The sequence below is a fragment of the Kangiella taiwanensis genome, assembly GCF_020005165.1.
Taxonomy (GTDB): Bacteria; Pseudomonadota; Gammaproteobacteria; order Enterobacterales; family Kangiellaceae; genus Kangiella; species Kangiella taiwanensis.
Map to the genome: position 1 here is coordinate 67,971 of NZ_JAHCLT010000002.1, position 24,920 is coordinate 92,890.

Annotated in this window: 21 protein-coding genes, 1 tRNA gene and 1 other RNA gene; 6 read left to right on the plus strand and 17 right to left on the minus strand. The window is 44.6% G+C overall.

Features of this window, described 5'->3' with window-relative positions; all coding sequences use genetic code 11:
* Window positions 1–126: 126 nt before the first annotated feature.
* From KFK88_RS05810 to dnaX, 5 genes are all read right to left on the minus strand, one after another.
* A complete protein-coding gene (locus tag KFK88_RS05810) occupies window positions 127–501 on the minus strand; it encodes a hypothetical protein (protein ID WP_223577737.1) in 375 nt (124 codons plus the stop codon).
* Complete coding sequence (locus KFK88_RS05815; protein ID WP_223577739.1) at window positions 498–2,099, minus strand: S41 family peptidase; 1,602 nt, start codon at window positions 2,097–2,099, stop codon at window positions 498–500. The genes KFK88_RS05810 and KFK88_RS05815 overlap by 4 nt, the downstream gene beginning before the upstream one ends.
* Window positions 2,100–2,193: 94 nt before the next feature.
* Window positions 2,194–2,793: a recombination mediator RecR gene (gene recR / locus KFK88_RS05820; protein ID WP_223577741.1), complete on the minus strand. Its 600-nt coding sequence runs from the start codon at window positions 2,791–2,793 to the stop codon at window positions 2,194–2,196.
* A gap of 215 nt (window positions 2,794–3,008) precedes the next feature.
* Window positions 3,009–3,338 (minus strand): YbaB/EbfC family nucleoid-associated protein, encoded by a 330-nt coding sequence (locus KFK88_RS05825; RefSeq protein WP_223577743.1) that lies wholly within the window; start codon window positions 3,336–3,338, stop codon window positions 3,009–3,011.
* A 45-nt stretch (window positions 3,339–3,383) separates the two neighbouring features.
* A complete protein-coding gene (dnaX, locus tag KFK88_RS05830; RefSeq protein WP_223577745.1) occupies window positions 3,384–5,738 on the minus strand; it encodes a DNA polymerase III subunit gamma/tau in 2,355 nt (784 codons plus the stop codon).
* A gap of 248 nt (window positions 5,739–5,986) precedes the next feature.
* On the opposite strand from dnaX, the gene KFK88_RS05835 reads away from it, so the two are divergent.
* Entirely contained in the window at window positions 5,987–6,484 is a 498-nt protein-coding gene (locus KFK88_RS05835) for a hypothetical protein (RefSeq protein ID WP_223577747.1), read from the plus strand.
* A gap of 136 nt (window positions 6,485–6,620) precedes the next feature.
* Here KFK88_RS05835 and ffs read toward each other — a convergent pair.
* From ffs to KFK88_RS05855, 4 genes are all read right to left on the minus strand, one after another.
* Window positions 6,621–6,717: signal recognition particle sRNA small type (gene ffs / locus KFK88_RS05840), an RNA gene on the minus strand.
* An 88-nt stretch (window positions 6,718–6,805) separates the two neighbouring features.
* The gene (locus KFK88_RS05845) at window positions 6,806–7,345 is read right to left on the minus strand and encodes a hypothetical protein (protein WP_223577749.1); all 540 of its coding nucleotides are present in this window, start codon (window positions 7,343–7,345) and stop codon (window positions 6,806–6,808) included.
* Window positions 7,346–7,435: 90 nt separating this feature from the next.
* Complete coding sequence (locus KFK88_RS05850; RefSeq protein WP_223577751.1) at window positions 7,436–9,082, minus strand: alkaline phosphatase; 1,647 nt, start codon at window positions 9,080–9,082, stop codon at window positions 7,436–7,438.
* Between the two features lie 41 nt (window positions 9,083–9,123).
* Window positions 9,124–10,695: an alkaline phosphatase gene (locus KFK88_RS05855; protein WP_223577753.1), complete on the minus strand. Its 1,572-nt coding sequence runs from the start codon at window positions 10,693–10,695 to the stop codon at window positions 9,124–9,126.
* 243 nt (window positions 10,696–10,938) lie between these two features.
* Between KFK88_RS05855 and rimK the strand changes: the two genes are divergently transcribed.
* From rimK to KFK88_RS05875, 4 genes are all read left to right on the plus strand, one after another.
* Window positions 10,939–11,853: a 30S ribosomal protein S6--L-glutamate ligase gene (gene rimK / locus KFK88_RS05860; RefSeq protein ID WP_223577755.1), complete on the plus strand. Its 915-nt coding sequence runs from the start codon at window positions 10,939–10,941 to the stop codon at window positions 11,851–11,853.
* A gap of 44 nt (window positions 11,854–11,897) precedes the next feature.
* Window positions 11,898–12,311 (plus strand): ATP-dependent zinc protease family protein, encoded by a 414-nt coding sequence (locus tag KFK88_RS05865; RefSeq protein ID WP_223578797.1) that lies wholly within the window; start codon window positions 11,898–11,900, stop codon window positions 12,309–12,311.
* 304 nt (window positions 12,312–12,615) lie between these two features.
* Window positions 12,616–12,706, plus strand: a tRNA-Ser gene (locus KFK88_RS05870).
* Window positions 12,707–13,047: 341 nt separating this feature from the next.
* Window positions 13,048–13,503: a DUF4920 domain-containing protein gene (locus KFK88_RS05875; protein WP_223577757.1), complete on the plus strand. Its 456-nt coding sequence runs from the start codon at window positions 13,048–13,050 to the stop codon at window positions 13,501–13,503.
* 34 nt (window positions 13,504–13,537) lie between these two features.
* On the opposite strand, the gene egtD is transcribed toward KFK88_RS05875, so the two are convergent.
* The 5 genes from egtD to cysG all read right to left on the minus strand — a co-directional run bounded on the left by egtD (window position 13,538) and on the right by cysG (window position 19,234).
* Window positions 13,538–14,473, minus strand: a complete 936-nt coding sequence (egtD, locus tag KFK88_RS05880; protein ID WP_223577759.1) for an L-histidine N(alpha)-methyltransferase — start codon at window positions 14,471–14,473, stop codon at window positions 13,538–13,540.
* Between the two features lie 9 nt (window positions 14,474–14,482).
* Window positions 14,483–15,781: an ergothioneine biosynthesis protein EgtB gene (gene egtB, locus KFK88_RS05885; protein WP_223577760.1), complete on the minus strand. Its 1,299-nt coding sequence runs from the start codon at window positions 15,779–15,781 to the stop codon at window positions 14,483–14,485.
* A 56-nt stretch (window positions 15,782–15,837) separates the two neighbouring features.
* Entirely contained in the window at window positions 15,838–16,623 is a 786-nt protein-coding gene (locus KFK88_RS05890; protein ID WP_223577761.1) for a PhzF family phenazine biosynthesis protein, read from the minus strand.
* 182 nt (window positions 16,624–16,805) lie between these two features.
* On the minus strand, window positions 16,806–17,771 hold the full coding sequence (cysK, locus tag KFK88_RS05895) for a cysteine synthase A (protein WP_223577762.1): 966 nt from the start codon (window positions 17,769–17,771) through the stop codon (window positions 16,806–16,808).
* Between the two features lie 2 nt (window positions 17,772–17,773).
* Complete coding sequence (cysG, locus tag KFK88_RS05900; RefSeq protein WP_223577763.1) at window positions 17,774–19,234, minus strand: siroheme synthase CysG; 1,461 nt, start codon at window positions 19,232–19,234, stop codon at window positions 17,774–17,776.
* A gap of 180 nt (window positions 19,235–19,414) precedes the next feature.
* Here cysG and KFK88_RS05905 point away from each other — a divergent pair, with 180 nt between their 5' ends.
* Entirely contained in the window at window positions 19,415–20,425 is a 1,011-nt protein-coding gene (locus tag KFK88_RS05905; protein ID WP_223577764.1) for a LysR substrate-binding domain-containing protein, read from the plus strand.
* A 91-nt stretch (window positions 20,426–20,516) separates the two neighbouring features.
* Here the strand turns inward: KFK88_RS05905 and KFK88_RS05910 are convergent, their stop codons facing one another.
* From KFK88_RS05910 to KFK88_RS05920, 3 genes are read right to left on the minus strand one after another with little or no spacing between them, the layout of a single operon-like run.
* Window positions 20,517–21,230 (minus strand): phosphoadenylyl-sulfate reductase, encoded by a 714-nt coding sequence (locus KFK88_RS05910; RefSeq protein ID WP_223577765.1) that lies wholly within the window; start codon window positions 21,228–21,230, stop codon window positions 20,517–20,519.
* Between the two features lie 16 nt (window positions 21,231–21,246).
* The gene (cysI, locus tag KFK88_RS05915; RefSeq protein WP_223577767.1) at window positions 21,247–22,953 is read right to left on the minus strand and encodes an assimilatory sulfite reductase (NADPH) hemoprotein subunit; all 1,707 of its coding nucleotides are present in this window, start codon (window positions 22,951–22,953) and stop codon (window positions 21,247–21,249) included.
* Complete coding sequence (locus KFK88_RS05920; protein ID WP_223577769.1) at window positions 22,953–24,797, minus strand: assimilatory sulfite reductase (NADPH) flavoprotein subunit; 1,845 nt, start codon at window positions 24,795–24,797, stop codon at window positions 22,953–22,955. Before KFK88_RS05920 ends, cysI begins: the two co-directional genes overlap by 1 nt.
* Between the last annotated feature and the right edge of the window lie 123 nt (window positions 24,798–24,920).

The window sequence follows — 24,920 nt, forward strand, 5'->3', positions numbered from 1 at the left end:
GATGATAAAAAAGTGGGGGCACAGCTTTAGATTTCAATAGCAAAAATACGCTATTCATGAAAAAGCCAGCCGACCTGTTTTACCAAGCGGGCTGGCTTTCAATAATTAAGTTGGTTCTGAGGCTGATTACTTAGGCTTACACTGAACCAAACTTAACAAGTAAGCGTCTTTCGTCTTATCATCAACTAAAAAACAGGTGTCCTCTAAATGATGTAACTCAAACTTTCTTGGCATTTCGGTAATTCGCCCTTGAACCGGATTACCATCGACTATCATCGCTTGCTTCTGAATAAATAACCGGTGGTCATTGCTGAAGATATCTTGGGCCAACTTAACGTTTGCGCCTGGCATCACCTGATTGATGATGCCTGCAATCTCTTCTTTCGCTTCCGAATTAAAGTTTACGACCACCGCGGGAACGGCTTCGTCACTCCACTCCGTAGTCTTACAACCCATAAGCCCGAATATCACCCCGATGCTAAGAATTAGTCCTAGTTTCATTGCTTTAACTCCTTAGGCGTATTCATGATTCGGTTCTGCTCTAGGAATAACCGTTGCTGAACGCGCTGAGATTTAAATAATGAATCATCTGAAATGTACCTTTTGGCAGAATGACGCTTGGACACTTTAGTCGTTGTGGGACAACTGCCGGTATCACGATACTCTAATGCCGCGGCTAACATCGCCTCATCAGGATCTCCTAGCAGGTGATCAAAGTCGTCCGCCACAGTACAACCACGAACAAAGTCTTGACCATTATCTGTCGAGGACGGAACAAAACCATCCGCATACTGACCGAAGCCCTTTTCATTTTCGCCACGGAATTGAATGGTGAAATAAGTCGTACCACAGTTATCGGTCGCATAGAAACCGTAAGGCTTACCACACGTTGTACCACCTATAAGTATGACTTCAACATCAATACCGCGTAAGCCGTTGATAAAAGCTTCACTCGCCGAGCAAGTGCCCGAGGTCGACAATACAAATACGCGGTTGAGGTTAACGCTAGGTAAAGTACCACCTGGAGCCGTAGCTTCATCAGAGGTGACATTATAAAAAGGCGTCGGCTCTAAAGCCTCACCAGTCACTGGGTTAATGTTTGGATGCTTGTCATTCCAGACAGTTTCTTCGTAAACCCTTCCTTGAGTTTGCGCTTGGCCAGCAACCATATAAGCGAGTTGGCTAGAAATAAACAGGAACCCACCGCCGTTATAACGGAGATCAACGACCAAATCCTGCACCCCCTCATTAGAGAAGTCGACAAAAGCATCAATGATTTCTTGCTCAGCGATACGCGTGCCGAAGGTGTTGAACTGCATGTAGCCTACTTTACCACTTGGCGTGTTAAATACTTGTTCATTCTGTACAGGATCTGAAGTTACCGTAACGGATGTCATGGTGATAGTTCGTGTGTTAGTTGCGCCTAGATCACGAACCACAAATTCATGCGTTTCACCATCATTCGCTGGGAATAAGCCCGCATTCAATGTATTTGCATCGCCATTAGAAACTTGAGCACCATCAACCTCAATAATCTCGGCACCACGGGTTAAGCTCTGCCCTGTCGCTGGAGAGTTAGGCTCGGTATAAGCGATAACTATCTTTCTTGGTGGAGCAGATTGAAGGATAGCAAAACGAGCACCATAACCAGACGATGCCCCAGAAGATACTCTCTGCTGGTACTCATTTGTGTCTTGGAAAAAATGAAAATTATCTTTTTGAGCGCCAGAGCTCGTCAACTCTTCAGTTTTTAAAACGTCAAAGTATTCCGTAGGAAGGCCAAAGTTAGCAGGATTTTGATCCTGTATTTCGTCATACCAAAGATAGGTATTATTACTCCATGAACGAAGCCAGTGCTTTTCATACAAATGACTCCCCGCTTGGTCAGGCCAAGGGTTGCCATTGATATCATTGCCTGAACGAGGGTTTTCACAACGGTCTTTAAAGTTGTCTTCATCTTCAAAAACACCCGCGGTCCATGTTGGTGCCTCGCTTATGGGCGGTTCAGGTTCTGTAGAATCGTCTGAGCCACCACCACCGCAAGCCGTCAAAACTGAGATCATAAGTCCCAGTGCGATCATTTCTTTTGTTTTAATCATCAAATCAGCACCTCTGTATAAAAAACACACAACATTCAATATACCGAAATAAAGAGTGTTGTAAAAGATACTGACAGAAATTAAGAGTATGTTATTAAGACGAGTAAGGTTTTCTTCCTGAGAAAGAATGCATTAAAGTGCCGCCATCGATATATTCAAGCTCGCCACCCAAAGGGACACCAGAAGCAATTCTTGATAACTGAGTCCCAGTTCCTTTAAGCATTTCGGCAATAAAGTGCGCCGTTGCCTCACCCTCAACTGTTGAGTTGGTCGCTAAAATCACCTCGTCTGGAGCTTCAGAGTCAATCACCCTCTTAAGCTGATCGAGCCCAATATCTTCAGGGCCAATGCCGTCTAACGGTGACAAATGTCCCATTAGCACGAAGTAAGTTCCCTGAAACCCACCGGTTGCCTCTATTGCAATTACATCCGCTGGACTTTCTACGATACACAATAAGTTCTTATCGCGGCGTTCAGACTGGCAAATTCCGCACAAGTCCGACTCCGTAAAGTCACGGCAGCGCTGGCAATGGTGAACGCCCGCCATGGCCTCTGCTAAAGCACCAGATAAATGCTCGCCACCGTCGCGATTGCGCTCCAGTAGGTAATAAGCCATCCGCTGGGCCGATTTTGGCCCAACTCCTGGCAAACAGGTAAACGCATCAACCAACTTTTTAATCAACGGAGACTGCATATAAACTTCTTAGTGAGTGGATGAGATACAAATTATTATTACGGTTTTAACATATTCCTACTTAGTAAGTATCGACTAAAACGCTTAGAAAGACAGTTATTTTTGCTCAAGTTCAAGGCAAAACTACGCGGAGAGGCTGAGTGTATAATAATACATGAGGGCTCGAGCATAGTTTTAACAATGAAATTGAGCAAAAAGAGCGTCTTAATAAGCTTTTAGAACGGTAGGTTCATTCCTGGAGGCAAATTCAACCCTTCAGTAGCCCCACCCATCTTCTCTTTAGTCACCTCTTCAACCTTACGTACAGCGGCATTCGTCGCAGCGGCAACTAAGTCTTCAAGCAATTCCTTCTCATCATCCATCAAGCTCGAATCAATTTCCACACGCTTAACGTCATGGCGCCCAGTCATGGTGACTTTAACCATTCCTGCACCAGCTTCGCCTGTGACTTCCATATTAGCGATTTCTTCTTGAGCTTTTTGCATCTTTTCTTGCATCTGCTGGGCTTGTTTCATCATGTTGCCCAAACCACCTTTACCAAACATGGCGTTACCTCAATCTTTTAATGGTTCCAATCAGAGCTAACCACTCTAATCATTTAAATATGTCACTGTTTGTCGATCTATTTTAGCACCAAAATGTTGCTGAAGCTGTTGACTAAAACGATGCTGATTTAAATCTTCACATGCCTTTTGCAATCGTAACTTCGCTTGATGCTGCCAGATTTGTGCTGGCGTTTCTATGCTAGGTACTTTGAGCTGCCACTCGACAGTCACTGGCTTGCCAAGAAACACTTCTAAAGACTGCTTTACATTAGCTTTAGCGCCATCTGTAAGCAGCACTTCTTGTTCAGGTGATAACTCTAACGTTAGAGCATCTCCCGAAGTCCAAATCGCACAACTGGACTGTGCTATTTGGTGGTAACTCCCATCTAATTCAAGCTTTTTGACTAAATTTGCCCACTCCATAGCCTCTTCTGGCACATTAAGTTCTGGGATAAACTCTGGCTCTTCGTCCTTTTCTGCCACTTCCATTGGAACCACTGGTGCTTCTTGGTGCGTACTGTCTTCATGATCGCCAAGCTCTTGGCTCGCCCGCATCAACCGCTCAATATCACTATCGTAACTTTCGGCCTCAGCTTGGGATTCTTGGCTCGGTTTAGCATTATCACTAGGTTGCGGCGCGTCATCCTCGAAAGTCTTATCAATGACTAACGATCGCTCCTCACCCTGTCGCTCTTCAATAGTAGGCTGAGCCCCTTCTAAAGCCGGCGGCTTTTGTGTAGTGGCAGGAGGTTGCTGAGTATTACCGGTGGAATCTTGAGTATCTTCAGAATTTGATGAAAAACTCAAACCTAACGCGGAATGAAGACTGGCCAAGGCTTCATTATCACTTTCATCACGATTATTACTTTGACTTGGAGAACGCTTTACTGGGTTATTATCTACTGGATTGTTATCTGAACGAGATACTGGCTTAGAGGTTGTTGAAACTTGCTCACTATCCCCCGCCAAGTAAGACGAATAACCTTCTTCCTCGGAATCATCTTGCTGAATGAATTGTTCATAGCCAGCAAAGTCATCTGCCGAGCTGTTAACCTTCTCGCTGACTGGTGTGTTTTTGTGTTGTGGCTCATCTGGCTGTGTCTGCTCTTGTGTCACACCGCCCAGCGGTTTATCAACAACGGCACTGTTGTCTGATTCATTAGTGCTGGTGTGTGGTTTTGCTGGAGCCTCTTGGCTTTGGGTCGACTCAGTGGAGTTCTTTTTAGCCTCAGTGACTGAGCGGGACTCAGAGGGCGTAACTGCTTCAGGGGCTTTTATACTAACTTTTTTTTTTGGAGATTGCCCTTGGCTATTAGCGCCTGAATCTATTTGGAACGCCAACATACGTAACAAAGCCATCTCTAAGCCTTGCTTGGCTGTCGGTGCCCACTCCAAATCTCGGCGTGCATGCAAACCTAGCTGATAATACATTTGAAGATCCGCAGCCTCAAACACTTCTGCGAACTCTGGAATGTAGGATGCTGCAGAGTCCAACATCACTTGAGTCGCCTGATACACAGCGACTTGATGAAGTCTGCTCAGCAGTTCTTTCAGTGCATCCGCAAAATCTACAGGATAGTGACTCATATCATCAACAGCTTTAATCGCCATGACGCTATCTCGACTCGCTAAAGCCTCAAGCAAGCGCACCATAAACTTGTGATCAATGGTGCCCAGCATAGTACGAATATCTTCTTCGAGTACTTTACCCTGCCCATAAGCAATCGCTTGGTCGAGAAGACTTAGAGCATCACGCATACTGCCTTCTGCTGATTGCGCAATAAGATTTAACGCTGGCGCTTCAAAATTAATCGACTCTTGCTCAAGAATAAATTGTAAATGGTTTGCAATTGTAGCTTCATCCATGTGCTTGAGGTGAAACTGCAAACAGCGCGACAGAACGGTCACCGGCAATTTTTGCGGATCAGTCGTTGCGAGTAAAAAGATAACGTGTTCAGGTGGCTCTTCAAGCGTTTTCAGTAGCGCGTTGAATGAACTGTTAGAGAGCATGTGAACCTCATCGATGAGGTAAACCTTATAACGTCCGCGGGTCGGCCGGTATTGAACATTCTCAAGTAGCTCACGAGTATCATCGACTTTCGTTCGAGAAGCAGCGTCAACCTCAATCAAATCAACAAAGCGGCCTTCATCGATTTCAGAGCAGCTACCGCATTGGCCACATGGCGTTGCCGTGACACCCTCAGCTTCGCAGTTTAAACACTTCGAAAGAATTCGGGCAATGGTGGTCTTCCCTACGCCACGAGTGCCGGTGAACAAATAAGCATGGTGCAAACGACCACTTTCAATAGCGTTCACCAACGCACGACTAACGTGCTCTTGACCACGAAGTTCTTGGAAGTTTTTTGGGCGCCATTTACGGGCGAGCACTTGATAGCTCATAAAATAATCAGTTTAGAAATGCTTATCGTTTTAGTGCAGAAACCATAGCACACTTTGCAGTAATGGAAAATCAATTTGTCATGGCCACACCGAAAGCCAGCTTACTTTTATCTATAAAAATCAATAACATAGCTTTTTACCCTTATTTTCCCAACCATGCCCTATTTTGCCCTGTAAATTTATCGCTGTTCTAACTGCACTCTTCTAGACTGCGTTTTGAACACATAAATTACAACAGAGGTCTCACTATGAAACATTTAAAAACATCACTTCTTATAGCATCAGCAATTGGTCTAGCAGGGCTTGGAGTTACCGCAAATGGCGCATCAGGTTGCGCGACTTGTGGAGGCTGGTTTTACACCGCCCAGCAATATACCGGTAGTTACAGTTATAACTATGCATCAAGAGGCCCTTACGCAACGGAAGAAGACTGCAATCAAGCGCGTAACGCAGACTTTGGTGATGGCGATACTTGGTTACCCAGCGAGTCGTTAGGTAATGGTTGCTCATGGCGCTTTGAATCTGATTACGGTGCTTATGAAGAAATTTTTGATAAATACAACTTAGCTTCAGGTGACGGAGATAACGGCGGTGGCATCGGTCATGGTGATACAATTGGCGAGTTAATCAGTGATCAAGAGCTGATTCGCGATATCACCACTTTAAGAGACGTGTTTGAAGTAGAAGCGTATGAAAGTAAGCTAGAGTCGATGATCGCGCCGACTGGCAGTAATGAGCCTCGCTAGCTAAGAACTACGATTACAGACTCTCCTAAGAGTGCTGTTCAAATTCAGTCTCAACAAAAAAGCCGCTCAGTGTCTCCACGAGCGGCTTTTCATAATTCTTACTATCTTTAAATCAAAGACCTTAAATAATTAAAGGCCCAGCTAGCCACACCCCGGCACACGAGTCGGCTGCTACCGTTGCTCCCTTCCGGGCCTGGCGGGATTCACAACGTATCGTTGCGGGGGGACCAGCTGAGTTGCGCGCATTATCCCTCAAACCATTTCAATAATAAAGCCCTGAGTCACAAAAATTCATCAAAGCTTTAAGCTTACCCAAAAACCTCATAGTGTTCTGACGAAGCCCTGCTGGATCAACTTTCCTAGAACTGGATCCGCTTCATTGTCACCAATATCAGCATAATCAAAGGTTTGGTAAGACCTCCATTTCGCCACAGCGGTTTCAATGCTTTGGCCGCTTTCAAGAGACGATAACTCGAACTGCTTGCCATCAATGTCCATTTGATCGACAAAATCATGACCATTAATCAGCAGCTTGAGTTCATCCAGCATTTTCAACGTCTCTTGACTGGTTAATCGATCAAACTCAATACGGTAACCGACTTCAGGATACACTTGATAAAAACTGGGATGGTCCGTTTTCCATAAATGCCACAAGGCAATTTGTTGAGTTCCTTGTGGAGAAAAGGCTAGCGTATCATCCACTAACCAGACGCTAATCACTGACGATTGATTACCACTCGTAACAACAAACTCAGCTTTCTTAGCTATCGATTTCGGCTGGGCTAATGCTAAGCTTGATAGAGACAATGCAAGGAAACATACAATTGCAGCAAGGTTCAATAACTTATTCGTTTGCAACATATTCGACTCGTTTAATACCACTCTTTAACTTCAACTAAGGTCAATTGAGACCAACGCTCTTTTTTCAAGAGCGCCGGCCAATTGTATGCGTTATTGCGCAGCCTCAGCTTTGCCAACTAAATCTGCGGCATGGTTCATCGCATGGAAAATATTGCTTTGCTCATGGGTACCACGTAATAGCTGCGCTCCAGGCCCAATAGCATAAATACCGACATCTTCCCCTGAGTGTGTTTCTGATCCAAGCGGTATTAACGCCTCCTGATGATAGCCCGATGATTGCGTATCAACACCTGCTAAATCATGACGGCCAGCAGCTCCAGCATCAGCATACCGCTGATCACCACCATTGCCTTCTCCGTAATCAGCAAAACCTAATCCATTAGTGTAACCAACCGTTGTGTAAGGCATATCATCACCAGCCATCACAGCCTCGTCTTCAGCGTGTCCATGACTATCATTCCCTTTAACGAGACCCAAAATTGGGTTGCCTCGAGTGGGGTAACCAGCCAAAGTAAACACATGACTATGATCAGCTGTCACGACTATCAGAGTCTCGCTCAAGTCCACTTTGTCGACAGCAGCCTGTACCGCCTTAGCGAACTCTACAGCGTCCTCTAATGCACGGTAGGCGTTACCCGCGTGGTGACCATGATCGATACGACCTGACTCCACCGTTAAAAAGAAACCTTTGTCATTCTTACTCAAGATATCGATCGATTTCGACGTCATCTCACTCAGAGAAGGCTCTCCAGCCACATCATTCTCACGGTCAGCCTCATACTCCATGTGCGAGGAGTTAAATAAACCTAGCACCTTGGTCGTCGTATCAGCATTCAGAGCATCGAACCCAGCTTGGTCATAAACATAGTTACCCATGGCATATTTTGACTTCCAAGAATCAATCAGGTTTACCCCATCGGTGCGTTTGCCAGTTTTTCCCTCCTCATCGGTCAAAGAGTTGGGAATGAAGTGACGGCGTCCACCGCCCATAACGACATCAATGCCATCACCATAAGAAAAATCAATCAACTGAGTTGCGATATCTTTACAGCCATTGCTTTTCGCTTCATCCGTTAATCCGTCATCGCTTTCCCAGTTACGCTCTGGTGACTTTGCGTAAGTAGCCGCTGGCGTAGCATGAGTTATACGCGCTGTAGAGACCACACCCGTCGACATACCCGACATTTCAGCTAGCTCGACAGCGGTAACCAGCTCATTTCCTTTTGCAGAGCCACAGTCGGCACGTAGCGCTTGGTCTGGGTAACCAATCACACCCGCCTTGGTTTTGACGCCACTGATCATAGCCGTCATGGTGCCTGCTGAATCTGGTGTTTGTTGATTGGTGTTATAAGTTTTGGCGAAACCCGCTACAGGAAACTTCTCAAAGCTCAGTTGATACTCTTCTCCTGTCGCCCCCTCTTTTTGACCAGCGAAAATTCGTGCCGCAGTCACAGTAGAAACACCCATACCGTCACCAACGAACAATATAACGTTCTTAGCCGCACCTTTAGCCAATAACTCCTCAGTATCTAATGCCGCATCAACTTGCGCTTTGCCCTGATTGAACCATTGGTTGGTTTTGGTCCAGTCAACACTTGAAACCGGTGGTTCAGGGTCTGGAGTCGAATCTTCATCATCATCGCCAAAACAAGCAGTCAATAATGTCGCTGATACCAATACACTCAATAGTTTGTAAGCATGTTTTTTAGAGTGCTGCTTCTTTTTAAAAATACTCATTGTTTTAATCCTCTAATTCTATTGTGATGGCTGCTCAGTGTTTACTGATAAGCTACGCCACCAAGTTCGGCTGCTTGGTTAATGACATGAAAGATAACGTTTTGCTCGATTACACCCTGTAACAAATGTGCTCCAGGGCCAACAGCGTGAACCGTGATATCTTCCCCAGCGTGAGTTTCAGAACCTAAAGGAACCAGTGCCTCTTGGTGAAAACCAGAGTGAGTTGTATCAATACTTGTGAGATCAGCACGACCGGCATGAGCATCATCACCGTAACGTTGGTCGCCACCATTACCATCCCCATAATCAGCAAAACCTAAACCATTTGCATAGCCCACTGTGGTGTATGGCATCCCGTCTGCAGCCAGAGAAGGATCTGCTTTTGGCTGACCATTGCCATCGGTCGACTTCACCACACCTAAAATGGGATTACCGCGCTGCGGGTAGCCAGCAATCGTAAATACATGACTGTGATCAGCAGTGACAATAATCAATGTTTCCTCAGGGTCCGTGTTATCCATGGCATACTGAATGGCGTTTGCGAAGGCAATAGTGTCGTCCAGTGCTCGATAGGCATTCCCAGCGTGATGCCCGTGGTCAATTCGACCTGACTCCACCATTAAGAAGTAGCCATTATCATTTTTCTTTAAGACCTCTAATGCGCCTTCCGTCATTTCTGCAACCGTAGGTTCTCCACCAACATCTTTTAAACGATCTGTGTTGTACTCCATGTGTGAAGAATTAAATAGCGCCAGTAACTTGTCTGTATTTGCTAAGTCTAAACCCGAAAAACTGGACTGGTCTTCAACATAGAAAGCCGCTTGGTCGTTGTAGCGCTCCAACCATTCATTAGTTAAGTCACGACCATCAGTTCGCTTACCAGACTTTCCTTCTGAATCAGTTGTAGTCTCTGGAATAAAGTGACGACGTCCACCACCCATAACAACATCAATACCGTCACCTGCTTCTAACTCAACAAGCTGAGCAGCAATATCCTTACAACCTGCCGCTTTAGCTTCTTCAGGTAGTCCATCGTCACTTTCCCAGTTACGCTCAGGGACTTTAGAGTAAGTTGCGGCAGGCGTAGCGTGCGTGACACGAGCGGTAGAGATAATCCCCGTAGACATGCCCTTTTCTTCAGCCATCTCTAAAGCCGTTTTCAACTCATAGCCTGATGCCGTATCACAGTTCGCACGATCAGTATCTGGCGCAATATTGATCACCCCGGCTTTGGTTTTTACGCCAGTCATCATCGCAGTCATGGTGCCCGCAGAATCAGGTGTTTGTTGGTTTGTGTTATAGGTTTTTACCTGGGCGCTATAGGGCATCTTCTCGAACGACAAAACATTTTCCTCCCCAGTATCGCCTTGGCGCTGTCCTGCTAAAATTCTGGCTGCAGTGATAGTGGAAACACCCATACCATCACCGACGAATAAAATGACGTTCTTAGCTTTCTTTTTTGGAGCTAGGTTTAATTGTTTATCAATAGCAGCTTTACCATCGGTAAACCAAGGGCTGTTCGATTGAACATCAGGAAGAACGGCTGAATGCGCAACAGAAACCAGTCCGCAAGTCACCGCCGTAGCTATTATAGTTTTACTTAGACGACGCATAAATTTATCCTCAAATGGGGTTTGTTTATTTAGCGCCTATAGACTATTTATCTAAGGTGACGATACCGTGACATCCACTTGTCATTCTGGTTGCAACTTGATGACAAACCGGTGTTCTTATTTCCCTTTGTGACATGGCTCACTTTTGAAACTGATGATTATTTGCTATATGGTTTCAATAGGCGTGTGCTATATTAGCCACCACAAAAATCATGACATTCATAAAGCAACACAAGGTAACCCATGAAAATCGGTATTCTTTCTCGCAACGCTAAATTGTATTCGACGAGACGACTGGTCGAAGCCGCCAAAGAACGTGGACACGAGCCACAAGTGGTGGATGTACTGAAATGCTTTATGAATATTACAGCTAACCGCCCTACGGTTCACAGTAAGGTTCGTGGGGAGGTAACTCAACTCACCTTTGATGCTGTTATCCCAAGGATTGGAGCATCTATAACAGCTTACGGAACAGCTGTGCTTCGACAATTTGAAGTGGGCGGCGTCTACTCCGTAAACGAATCTATCGCAATTACGCGCTCTCGTGACAAATTGCGCGCACACCAATTACTCGCTCGCAAAGGCGTTGGTATGCCGATTACCAGCTATGCCCACTCGATCGATGCTACTGATGAAATCATTCAATCCGTTGGTGGCGCCCCTCTAATCGTAAAGATTATCGAAAGCACACATGGCAACGGAGTTGTTTTAGCTGAAACGAACAAAGCCGCTGAAAGTTTGATCAATGCCTTTAGAAGTCTGAATGCAGACTTCCTAGTCCAAGAATTCATCAAAGAGTCTGGTGGCTCCGATGTTCGTTGTTTTGTTGTCGGTGACAAAGTGATCGCAGCCATGCAGCGAAGCGCCAAAGAGGGTGAGTTCCGCTCAAACCTTCATCGTGGAGGTAGCGCTGAAGTGACCAAACTCAAACCTGAGGAGCGAGCTTTAGCGGTAAGAGCAGCCAAAGTTATGGGCCTTGATGTTGCTGGCGTCGACTTGTTACGTTCCGCCCATGGTCCACTCGTTATTGAAGTGAACTCCTCACCTGGGCTTGAGGGAATTGAAAAAGCCACAGGCAAAGATGTTGCTGGTGCGATTATCAGATATATAGAAAAAGACTCACTGAAAGGCCCTAACAAGCCGAAAGGTAAAGGTTAGAGCAAACTGATAATTGAACCAATAAGGAGCTTAAAGTGACGAAAATGACTGTCGGCTGGAAAGAAGAAGCCAAGCTACTTGAACTCAACATTGACCCAATTAAAGTCAAAGTCGATACGGGCGCTAAAACATCAAGCCTTCATGCCTTCGATATAGAGTCCTTCGAGAAAGATGGCACGAGTTATGTGAAGTTTAAGACATGCCCTTACAAACGCCACCCTAAAACTATCGTAGAATGCGAAAGTGAAGTCATCGACTATCGAAAAATCACCAGCTCCAATGGTCAGACACAACTCAGATACGTCATAAGAACCCCTATTACCATTGGCGGAACTACTTGGGATATTGACATCACTTTGGCCGATCGTAAGAAAATGCGTTATAAAATGCTCCTCGGCAGAGAAGCCATGCATAACATCCTTGTCTCCCCGCACAAGGCCTACATACAGTCTGACTAAGACTAAACCCAGTTCATGCGACACTTGCTATAAAGGCGAGTTTCCGCTATCTTACGCGCCCTGAAAGCACAATGGTTTGGACTTGTGCCGACGGAATAAAGGAAGGTGTCTCGCAACACCTCAAAATATACAGTGTTATGGTGAAGTGGCCGAGTGGCTGACAAACCGAAGGTTTGAACGCTGGCGTTTACGGCAGCGGCCCGGAGGGCGAGAAAGCGACAGCTTTCGAGTAACGCGCACGCCTAAGTGCGCCGTTTGAATACAGTTGAAGGTGTTTCAAATACCTCTCTGATTAATAGTTTATGGTGAAGTGGCCGAGTGGCTGAAGGCGCACGCCTGGAAAGTGTGTATACGTTAGTAGCGTATCGAGGGTTCGAATCCCTCCTTCACCGCCAAATCAATAAGCCTGCCATGTGCAGGCTTTTTTATTTGATGAAGTAGTTGATGAGAAGCCTCAAGGGTTCGAGCCGAGTAGCGCTAGCTACGAGACAACATCGGAGCAACGCGAGGGTCTGCCCCTTGGGTGCGATGGCCCGCAGGGCACAGTAATCCCTCTAACCTACATGGATGTAGGGAATACTAGAACTTGCCAGGAGCAAGTTCAGTCCTTCACCGCCATACGATAAATACCCGCCTTATGCGGGTATTTTTGTATCTGTACTAGTAAGAATTGCACAGCAACGCCCAATTTGCTAAAAATAGTGTTCACACACTCTTTTAGCACAAAAGGAATTCTATGAAGTCGCTATTGTTGGCATTAACCTTATGTTTAGTAATGACAAGTAACCTATCTGCCAAAGAACTTCAGTTAGGCAACACGGTAAAAATGGAATTAGAGCAACCTATCGAAAGCTTACTGGCTAACCCTCAACAGTTTGTCGACAAAGAAGTCACTATCAAGGGAACCATTGGGAAGGTCTGTAAGAAACGTGGATGTTGGGCAGATTTCGAATCAGGCAACAGCAAGCTAAGAGTAAAAGTTGCCGATGGTGAGATTGAAATCCCACTTCATACCATTGGCTCCGAAGCCTATGCCTCAGGAGTATTCGTCGCGAAACATCTAAACAAAGAGCAAACCATTGCCTACTTAAAACACATGGCTAAGGATGCTGGTGAAGCTTTTGATGAAACAGCGATTGAAAGTGGAATCACTCTTTATCAGCTTAAATCCAACGCGGTTAAAATCTTATAGTACTTAAAACAGCCTGTTCTTAGCAGGCTACTCGTTACCGAGCATTCAAATAATTCACACTGAAAAGGTTGTCTGCATCGGTCCAGCTATACCCTAGCTCAAAGCCAGCTCTTTCAGCTAACATTCCAATACCTTTTAAAGTGTATTTGTAGGAGTGCTCCGTATGAACAAGTTCGTCTCTAGCAAAAGTCAATGTACGTCCCAACACCTCATAGGATTGAAACTCTAGACTTTTAAGATACATTTCAATTCGCTGCTGTTCATTATTATAGAGCGCTATATGTTCAAATTTCTCAATATCAAAGTCTGAGCCTAAAATCTCATTGATGTGGGACAGTGTGTTTAAATTAAATGCTGCCGTAACGCCTTCGCTATCATTATATGCAGCATGAAGCACGTCATTATCCTTATGCAAATCAACACCTAAGATCATACCGCCCCCATCTCCCACCAACTGGCGCATTTGCTTCAAAAATTGTAACGCATCTTCTGGCTCAAAATTACCGATGGTAGAGCCGGGATAAAAAACATATTTACGCTCTGATTTTAGTGACTGTGGAATCTCGATAGGCTGGGAAAAGTCGCTAGCCACAGGAACCACTTTTAACCATGGATAACTGTTGGATAAACGCTCTGCTGACTGTTGTAAAAATTCTGCAGAGACATCCTGAGGCACATATGCTTTTGGATGCAGAGCTTCGAGCAGATATTCAATTTTCTTGCAGCTGCCGGCTCCTGGCTCAATAATAACGGCATTCTTTTCAATCAAATTAGCAATATCATCGGCTCTGTCCTTTAGTATGTCTCGCTCTGTTCGAGTGGGGTAATACTCATCAAGCTGTGTAATTTTTTCAAACAGTTTAGAGCCATGATGATTATAGAAGTATTTTGGGTTAATGAACTTTTGTTCTGCCTCTAACCCTTCTAAAATTGCGGCCTGCTCTTGCTCTAACGTTAGCGGATGGCTCACGTACTCTCCTTAAAGGTTTTTTGCTAAACGGATCCCTGAAAACTGCCAACGAGCATCGGGATAAAAAAAGTTACGGTAACTAGCTCTTAAATGTTCTCGTGAACTTACGCAGGAGCCCCCACGTAAGACATACTGATTAGCCATAAACTTACCATTATATTCACCAACTGCTCCTGGCAAAATTTGGTAACCTGGGTAAGGGCTGTAACTACTGGATGTCCACTGCCAAAGCTCGCCATAAAGTTGCTCTACCAACCTTTTGCGTTTCGAAAGACTTGGAGCGAAGTGTTGAGCTTCTAAGAAGTTTCCCTCTAATGAATACTCTAAAGCAACGCGTTCCCATTCCTGCTCGGTAGGCAAGCGCGCCCCCTTCCAAGTGGCGTGGGCATCTGCCTCATAGAAGCTGACGTGGCTGACTGGCTCGTCCATGCAAAGTTTTGTGACACCATTTAAAGTATAGTGATACCAAGTGTCACCATCTTTAAACCAATATAATGGCGATGACCAATCTTGTTCATTTTTCGTAACCCAGCCGTCACTTAGCCATAAGTCAGCTCGACAATATCCTCCATCGTCCATAAACTCAATGAACTCACCATTAGTCACTAACCGACTTCCGAGTTGAAACGCTTCGAGGTAATGCTTATGTTTCGGTGATTCATTATCAAAAGCAAACTTTGAATCAACACCGTCACCCACATCCTGCCCTATCTGACATAACCCCGGCTCAAACTCTACCCACTGATGCTTCGATAACTCAGTTTTTTGTTTTGTATTACTTTTGCTTGAGTGGCTGTTACGATAACAAGGAAGTACCGGGTTCTGGAAAAGGTTATACTTTAGATCAGTTAACAGCAGCTCTTGATGTTGCTGTTCATGGTTTATTCCTAAAATTACCAGTGCCAATATTTGCTCTAAGTGTTGCTCAGACTGTTTAATAAGTTTAATCACGGCTTGAGTGACCGAGTGGCGATACTGCTCAACTTGGCTTACCGTTGGACGAGACAACAAATGCCGCCTAGGCCTTGGGAACTGGGCTCCTACAGCATTGTAATAGGAGTTAAAAAGGTACTCAAAGTCGCGGTCAAAAGGCTCAAACCCTGTCTGAAATGGTTTTAAAATAAAAGTTTCGAAGAACCACGATGTATGGGCTAAGTGCCACTTTACCGGGCTAGTCTCAGGCATTGCCTGCAGGTTATAATCTTCTACATCCAAGTGTTCACACAATGACTCTGTCAGTGCTCTCACTGAGTGAAACTGCTCTACAACCGCCTCAATACTGGTTTCAGGCTTTACCTTATCCAACATCTCGCAACCTTATCCTTCGTATTCGCTAGAAAGTCATTAACAATTCTTAATCTATCTTAACGCTCAATATCTACATTACCAGATATCCAGACGTCTTGGTCTTCCACTCGACCTAAAAGCTCAGCTCCTTCTTTAGAGTATTGTCGTGCTTTAACGTTACATTGATTTAAAATTTCACTCCAATAACTGATCAGCACTCGTTGTGCAGAGCCCGTCGCCTTGTCCTCTATCACACCATGTTGTGGCGCGAAATATCGGAAGTAGTAATCATAAATATCATCAGTTGCTGCTTCAGTCGCGATCAAGGCTCTTTGTGTATTCATGCTAAGTTTTTCAGCATCGACTTGCAGATTTTGTAATGTTCCTTGCGGCCATTGCATGACCCAATAACCATCGGTAGGTCCAGCTTGCGCCACTTGTAAGGGAAGCGTGCTAAAGCACTCTTTTAACCATTTAGGAGGGCTAACGGAGGCCGAGTGAAGTGGTGCAAAGGCAATTTCAATAGAATCGTTCTTAGTGTCATAACGAGCTTTTACAGAGTCGCTACAGGTTTGAAAAGTAACGCTGGAACTGCCTGTCTGCTCTAAAACAACCCTTGCGCTGGCTAAAAGACCATGACCACAAAGTCGAATTTCCTGAGTCGTGTTGAAACATCGAATGTTGAAAACGTGAGGTTCTTGTGGCGTTATAAAGCATGTTGCGGGCTCCTCCTCCATAGATGCCAATCGCTGCATTTCGTCTGGTTCTAACATATCATCCAAACAATACACCTTGGCTGTAGTGCCTTCTAATCCAGGCGCAGCAAAAACGTGAGCACGGCAACTTTGTGAACTCCACTGCATGGTGCAAAACTCTATGGCTATCGTGATGAGTTCATTATGCTGAGTTGGCGTTAGAACATCAAATTTGAGTTGCGTTAGTTAGGGCACTCGGGTTACAGCATAAAAAAAGCCCGCGTCACTTTACAGTTGGCGGGCTAGTGAGTCGATAGGAGTAAGACTCATTGATGCAAAATAGTTAATTATTAATCATTCAAAGACGCTAGAATTTCTTCATCTGAACCTTCGTCGATACCGTCGAACAAGAAAGTACTCAAATAGCGCTCACCAGTATCAGGTAACATTGCAAGGATGTTGGAGCCCTCTGGAGCATCCTGCGCGGCTTCTAGCGCTGCTGCAAACGTAGCTCCTGAAGAAATCCCACAGAAGATCCCTTCGTTTCTCGCTAATGCTAGTGATGTATCACGAGCTACCTCGTCAGAAATTGGAATCACCTGATCATAAACCTCTTGGTTCATCACATCCGCCACAAAGTCTGGCGTCCAACCTTGGATTTTGTGAGGTTGCCACTCTTTGCCTTGCAGTAGCGACGCCACCTCTGGCTCAGTTGCGATCACTTTGATGTCAGGACGCGCCAGCTTCAACACTTCACCAACTCCGGTAATAGTACCGCCAGTACCATAGCCACTGACAAAGTAGTCCAGTTTTTGATTAGCAAAAGCGCGTAGGATTTCTGGCGCGGTCGTATTACGGTGGTATTCTGGGTTTGCTAAGTTCTCAAATTGGCGCGCTAAGAACCAACCATTTTTCTCAGCCAATTGTTCTGCCACCTTTACCATGCCAGTACCACGCTCTGCTGCAGGCGTTAGCACTACTTTAGCACCCAATGCGCGCATAATCTTGCGACGCTCAACAGAGAACGTCTCTGTCATTACTGCCACAAAAGGATAGCCTTTAGCCGCACAGACCATCGCTAACGCTATTCCTGTGTTACCTGACGTTGCCTCAACAACAGTTTGGCCTGGCTTTAACAGACCTTTTTGCTCAGCGTCATTGATAATGGCAAAAGCCAAACGGTCTTTTACTGACGCAAGCGGGTTAAAGTATTCAGCTTTAACAAATAAATTAACGTGCTTAGGTCCTAAACGGTTAATTTTGACAATTGGAGTATTACCAATCGTGTCTAAAATCGAATCGTATATTCTACTCATTCCTACACTGCCTCTTTAACTTTTTCTACAAAATTCTGTTCTGTTGTACCATCAAAGTCATGCTGATGGGGCTCACTTGTTGCTTGTAATAACTTGCTGTGTTGATACCAACCCAGCGTATTAGCAAGCGCAGCGACTTCACCAATAACAATTAGAGATGGCGAAACAATACCATGCTGTGCTACTAATTCTGGCAACTGTGTCAAACTGCCCGTAATCACTCTTTGCTGTGGCAAGGTACCATTTTCAATCACAGCTATAGGCGTATTAGCATCACGCCCATGCTTAATGAGTTGCTGCACTAACACTTCATTTCTGAGCAAGCCCATGTAGACCACAACTGTTTGCTGCTCCCGAGCTAGGCTTTGCCAATTAAGCGTGTCTTCCGACTGTTTACAATGCGCCGTTATAAACATCACCGTCTGCGAGTACTCACGATGCGTTAGTGGGATTCCCGCATAACTCGAGCATCCAGATGCTGCGGTGATACCGGGTACAACTTCATAATCGACTGCAGCATCAACCAGCTGTTCCAATTCTTCTCCGCCACGACCATATATAAAAGGGTCACCGCCTTTAAGGCGAACCACTGAGAGCCCTTTCTGAGCATAATGCACTAATAGTCGATTTGTCTCCTCTTGCACCACACTGTGCTTTTTCGCACGCTTGCCGACATTCACTAGCGTTGCATCGCGACGGACTAAATCTAAAATTGCGTCTGAGACCAAAGCATCATGCAACACAATATCTGCTTTTTGCAGGATTTTTAGCGCCTTAATGGTCAGTAAGTCTGGGTCACCAGGGCCTGCACCAACTAAATAAACCTTGCCACTTTTTTCTGCTGTACCTTCATAAAGGGCTACAGTCTCGTCAAAGTCGCGGTTTAACGTTTGAGGTTCGTTAATCGCAGTTTCAATATACCACTCTGAGAAGTCACGCTTACTCTTCAAGTCTTGAAACTTTTTTTTTACGCTTGGTCGAAATGCCTTCAAACGCTTTAGTAGTCCACCAAGATTATTTGGTAACACCCATTCAAGCTTCTCTCGTATCTTACGAGCTAAAACTGGTGATACGCCTCCTGTCGATACTGCCACCAATAGCGGCGAACGATCAACGATCGCAGGCATAATAAAAGTACTTAACTCTAAGTCATCAACCACATTGACCCATATATTGTACCGACGACCAAGTTCACTTACTTGCTGGTTTAAAGCTTTATTGTCAGTCGCAGCAACAATCAAATAATTGCCCTCAACCAAACTTTCATCAAAGGCTTGCTCATAAAGAGTTAGGTCATGTTGCGCTGCTAATTCTTTAATCTCAGCATTAAACTCAAGCGCCACTAAACTGACTTTCGCGTCTGCTTTAAGCAGGCTTTTAAGTTTTCGGCATGCAATCTCCCCACCACCAACGATTAGACATTGCTGTTCTTGAAGCCGAACTGTAATTGGGAAGTATTCCATAACCTGTCTGATAACCTGCCACTACTGACGTTTAGATGGCTATATCTAAACATTTATCGGCATCGCATAATAAATAATCTTTAGACAGTTCTTTATAACCTAATGGAATATAAAGGTTGCTTTTGGCCGTCTATACGTATATTATCACTCTTTTCTAGGGGGTTTTAAGAAGTAATTGTTATGAAGCTACAGCAACTGAACTATCTCATTGCGATTGCGGATAACAATTTAAGCATTACAAAGGCCGCAGAGAAACTTTATACCTCTCAGCCCGGCATCAGTAAGCAGCTTAGATTGTTAGAGAGCGAGTTAGAGACAAAAATTTTCGAACGCAATGGTAAACAACTTGTGGGAATAACCGAACTTGGTGAGGAAGTACTCAATCGAGCACGAAAGGTATTGCACGAAGTTAATCACATAAAGAACATTACCAGTCTGGCTAACCAGAGTGATTCTGGGAATTTTTCTATCGCTACCACGCAGACTCAAGCGCAATATGTGTTGCCGAAAGTTTTTGCTAACTTCCATAAGCGTTATCCAAATTTGACGATAGATTTACAGCAAGGAACTTCGGATCAGATTTTATCGCAATTGCAAAAACAAGAAGTCGATTTTGCCATTGCATCCGGCAATATCGATCTGGGTGCCAATATTGTGAAGATTCCCTGCTTCCAGTGGGACCGCACGATTTTATTTCCTCACGATCACCCGTTAGGCGATCTCCGGAAAATTGAACTGCATGATTTAGCTAAGTACCCTATCGTGACTTACCCATTCATGGGTAGTGCTAAAAACTCGAGTTTAACCAGTGCGTTTAAAAAGCAGCAGCTAGAGCCGAATATCGTTTTTACAGCACGCGACGCGGATGTAATTAAGACTTACGTCCGCAATGGTTTTGGCATTGGTGTGATAGCGAGTATGGCTTTCTCACCACAACAAGATCGCGATCTGTTAGGCTACTCAACCAAAGATATTTTGCCGCGCTGCACAACTTGGCTGGCCTTTAATAAAAATATTTTCCTGAAGAAATACATGAAAGACTTCATCAACTATTTCGCACCACACATTACCAGCGAGCAGTTGAGTCAGTATATTCACCAGGACTATACCTCTTCATTGCAACTGGCTAATACCGTTGAAGAAGACAAAGAAGAAAAGGCATTACCAATGCACCAGATGTGGCATATCTAAACATTATTAGTGCTTAACTGATACCGCATACAAAAAGGCAGCCTAGAGCTGCCTTTTTCGACTAATTTAATGAGTAAGCCTACACACCAATCTAAAGGCCAGACAAAGTATCCACATGTAGCCCGCACTCGCGAACAATACCACCGAAACGAGTATCTTCTTCATCCATATCTGAACTTAAAGGAACCGTACTATGAGTATCCCCAATCGAAACATATCCCTGTTCCCACAAAGGGTGATAAGGCAAGCTGTGCTTTTTTAGGTATTCATGAATCATTTTGTTATCCCAATCAATGATCGGATGAACTTTAATTCGTCCCTTGAAAGATTGAACCACAGGCAGACCTTGTCGAGAGCTAGCCTGCTGACGACGCAATCCAGAAAACCAAGTGCTAACGTTTAAATCATCAAGCGCTCGATCCATCGGCTCCACTTTGTTACGTTGATTATAGTCCTTGATTCCTTGCTCACCTTTTTCCCACAGCTTGCCGTAGCGGGCTTCTTGCCAAGCTGCGCTTAAATTACTTTGGTAAACCCGCAAGTTTAAATTGAGGCGCTCAGTAAGCTCATCTACAAACTGGTAGGTTTCTGGGAACAAGTAGCCCGTATCCACTAAAATAACAGGAATGTCTGGCTTAGCTTGCGTCAGAAGATGCAGGCTTACCGCCGACTGAGCTCCAAAGCTTGATGCTAAAGCCGCATTTCCAGGCAAGTGCTCCAAAGCATACGCCACCCGCTCTTCAGCAGAAGCAGACTCTAGCTTGGCATTAACCTGTTCAAACCACGACTCATTGAGCAAAGACATGCCTTCTCCCTAATCTTTAGCTATGAAAATCCACGCCATTATGAACAGCGTTGACATAACCCTGACGAATAACAAAGTCCCCGAAGTGCTCATCAGTATGACGCTCAGCTGCATAACGCTGAAAAATCGGATCGAGCTCTTCTAAAATCTGAGCTTCATTAATATTCTCACGGTACAACTTATTGACCCGGTCACCTTCATGGCTCGCTCCTAAATATAAGTTATATTTTCCGGGAGCCTTGCCAACAAAACCTATTTCACCTAAATAAGGACGAGCGCAACCATTGGGGCAGCCTGTCATACGAATGTTTATCGGCTTGTCAGCAATGTCATACTTCTCAAGTTGTAACTCAATCTTGTCCATCAATGTCGGCAGATAGCGTTCCGCTTCAGCCATTGCTAGAGCACATGTTGGAAAAGCCACACAAGCCAGAGAATTGAGTCGTGTTGGTGTTTCAGTTTTTCCGATACTGATTCCATGCTGCTCTACAAGCTTCTGTATCGCTGCCTTATTAGCTTCTGAAACATTACTGATAATAATGTTTTGATTTGGCGAGCAACGGAATTCGCCATCATGAATATCGGCAATGGCGCGTAGGCCCGTAAAAACCCGAGACTCGTCTGTATCTTTGATTCGCCCGCTATGAATGTACAAGGTTAAGTGCCACAGCCCGTCATCGGTTTTAACCCAGCCAAAACGATCACCATTGTGATCAAATTTAAACGGCTTAGCGTCTTCTAGACTGTAACCGAGGTAATCAGCTAAAGTCTCTTTAAAGCCATTGACCGTTAGACGATCCACGGTGTATTTTAAACGCGCTAGTTTACGAACTTCACGGTTACCATAATCGCGTTGCACTTTAAGGATATTTTCTACCACTGCGAGAGTATCTTCTGGCTTGCTGAAGCCGATGACTGAAGCTGCTCGCGGGTAAGTTTCAGTGTCGCTGTGGGTGCTACCCATGCCACCACCAACGAGAATGTTAAAGCCTAGTAACTTATCACCATCAGCGATCGCTACCAAACCAATGTCGTTAGCGTAGATATCGACATCATTGTATGGAGGAACCGCAATGGCTATTTTAAACTTACGAGGCAAATAAGTTTTGCCATATATTGGCTCCTCCGTTGTTTCAACTTTTTCACCGTCTAACCAAATTTCATGATAGGCATTGGTATTTGGTAACAAATGCTCACTGATTTTTTTCGACCACTCGTAAACCTCTGTCTGTAACTTTGACGTTTCATACAAAGGGTTAGCCATCACATTACGATTAACGTCACCACAGGCCGCGATCGAATCGACTAATGCTTTATTAATACCAGCAATCGTATTCTTTAAGTCACGCTTAAAAATCCCATGCCACTGAAACGTCTGGCGCGTTGTTAAGCGTAAACTACTGTGGCCATATTGTTCTGCGATATCTGACAAGACCTTATATTGCTCAGAAGTTGCTATTCCACCCGGCAAACGTGCGCGGATCATGAACGAATACAAAGGCTCAAGCTTTTGTTTGCGTCGCTCAGCTCTCAGATCACGATCATCCTGCATATAGGAGCCATGGAACTTGATGATCATTTGATCATCATCAGCAATAGCACCTGTAACATCTGCTTTTAAACTTTCCTCTAAGGTGCCACGCAAGTAATTACTCTTTACTTTTATCGTTTCTACTTCAGAGTGACGTTCTGGATCATATTCTGTTGGTTTTACTTTGCTCATTAGTAAATATCTCTCTGGTAACGATTATCTAACTTTAACTGCTTCAAATAGTGCTTAGCGTCTTCTTCACTCTTCTGGCCTTGCGTTTGAATGATTTCTAACAGCGCTGCTTCAACATCTTTCGCCATCCGATGCATGTCGCCACAGACATAAAAGTAAGCCCCCTCTTCTAGCCACTTCCAAACGCCTTCGGCTTGCTCTATCAACTTGTGCTGAACATAAACTTTTTTTCCTTCCTCAGAGTCGCGCGAGAAAGCTAAGTCCACTCGAGAAAGAGTGCCAGCTTTTAAGTACTGCTGGATTTCCACTTGGTATAAGAAGTCAGTATTAAAGTGAGGGTTGCCGAAAAAGAGCCAGTTTTTGCCTTCGTTATCAAGAGCTTCTCGATGTTGCAAAAAGGCTCTAAATGGTGCTACCCCAGTGCCAGGCCCTACCATAATCACCGGAGAATCATCCTCTGGCAGTTTAAATTTCGGATTCTTTTCAATGAAGATACTGACTTCATCACCCTCTTCAAGATCTTGGGTCAAGAAGTGACTGGCTAGGCCATAACGCTCGCCATGTTCATTACGGTTAGACACATGATTTAGGGTTAAGTGAACCTCATCTGGAGCCTCTTCCAAGCTTGAAGAGATCGAATACAAGCGTGGTTTAATAGGTTTTAAAATGTCCACCAGTTGCTGCGCAGATAGCGTCGGATCGGCAAGGTGTAATACATCCACAAACTGATGCTGCTGAATGAATTCGCTAAACTCTTCATCATGAATTTTTTGCAGCTGCTGGTTAGGACTGATTTCAAGCAGAGCTTTCAAGGTGCCTTTATTAACAAGCGTTAACTCAGCAGTTTGCGTTAGGAAACTTCGAATGCTGATATTCTTATCTTTATAGATAACGTTTTCTTCGGGGTCTAATCCCAGCTGCTGAATAATGTCAGAAACCAATTCATGTTGATTATGCGCAACAACTCCTAATGCATCCCCCGGCTCGTAAACAATACCAGAGTCAGAAATATCAATTTCCACATGATAGGTTTCCTTGGGTGATCCTTGACCTGTTATGCGCTGAATAGTTTCAACGGTAGCCGTAAAAGGATTGTTCTTATCATAAGAAACGCCTGAGGAAACTTCTTGCGTCTGTATGGTTTCAACGGCAGCGTTACCCGCTCCGCCAACTAAATTTTTGAAGTAATCTTTTAGCGACGCCGTAACCTCGTTAACCCAAGCTTGTGCATCATCGTCGTAATCCACATCACATAAAACTGGACTCTTCAACGAAGCTGCTCCACTCGCCGAAAGTGCAGCATCAAAGTCTTTGGCCGTTTGGCAGAAGAACTCATAACTTGAATCACCCAGTCCCAACACGGCATGCTTAACACCAGCGAGATTCGGGCGTTTTTTTGCACCTTTCTTACTGGTTAATGCTTCATGAAACTCAATAGCATCATCTGGCGGCTCGCCTTCGCCATGAGTTGAAGCAGTCACAAGAATTGCTGAGTAATCTTTGAGGTCCTTAACTTTTAGTTCCAAGGTTGACTTAAGAACAGCATTAACACCATTGGTGTTTAGGCTTTGGTGTAGACTTTCAGCGACAGCCTGAGCGTTACCTGTTTGTGATGCATACAGCACCAGAGCAGGCTTAACAGCTTCATCGCTCACCACAGTTTCTTGCGCTAAGGAGCTTGAGACTGGTGGTACACCAGTATTAGCGCCTGCTTCTGCAAGCCCAGCGCAATAGCCACTCAACCAACTCAGTTCTTGAGAACTTAAACTTTGTATTTTGCTTATTAACTCATCGCCGATAAGTTTTGTCGCTAGCCAATTTGGCTGTTGTTCTTTCGCAGTCACGTTACTGTATCTATTAATTACTATGACCGCTATTATTGGCGTATAGACGTCTATTCTCTACAAATTAAGCACTATAAATGTATGCCATATGGTTATATAGAGTAAAAATAGGAGTATCTGATA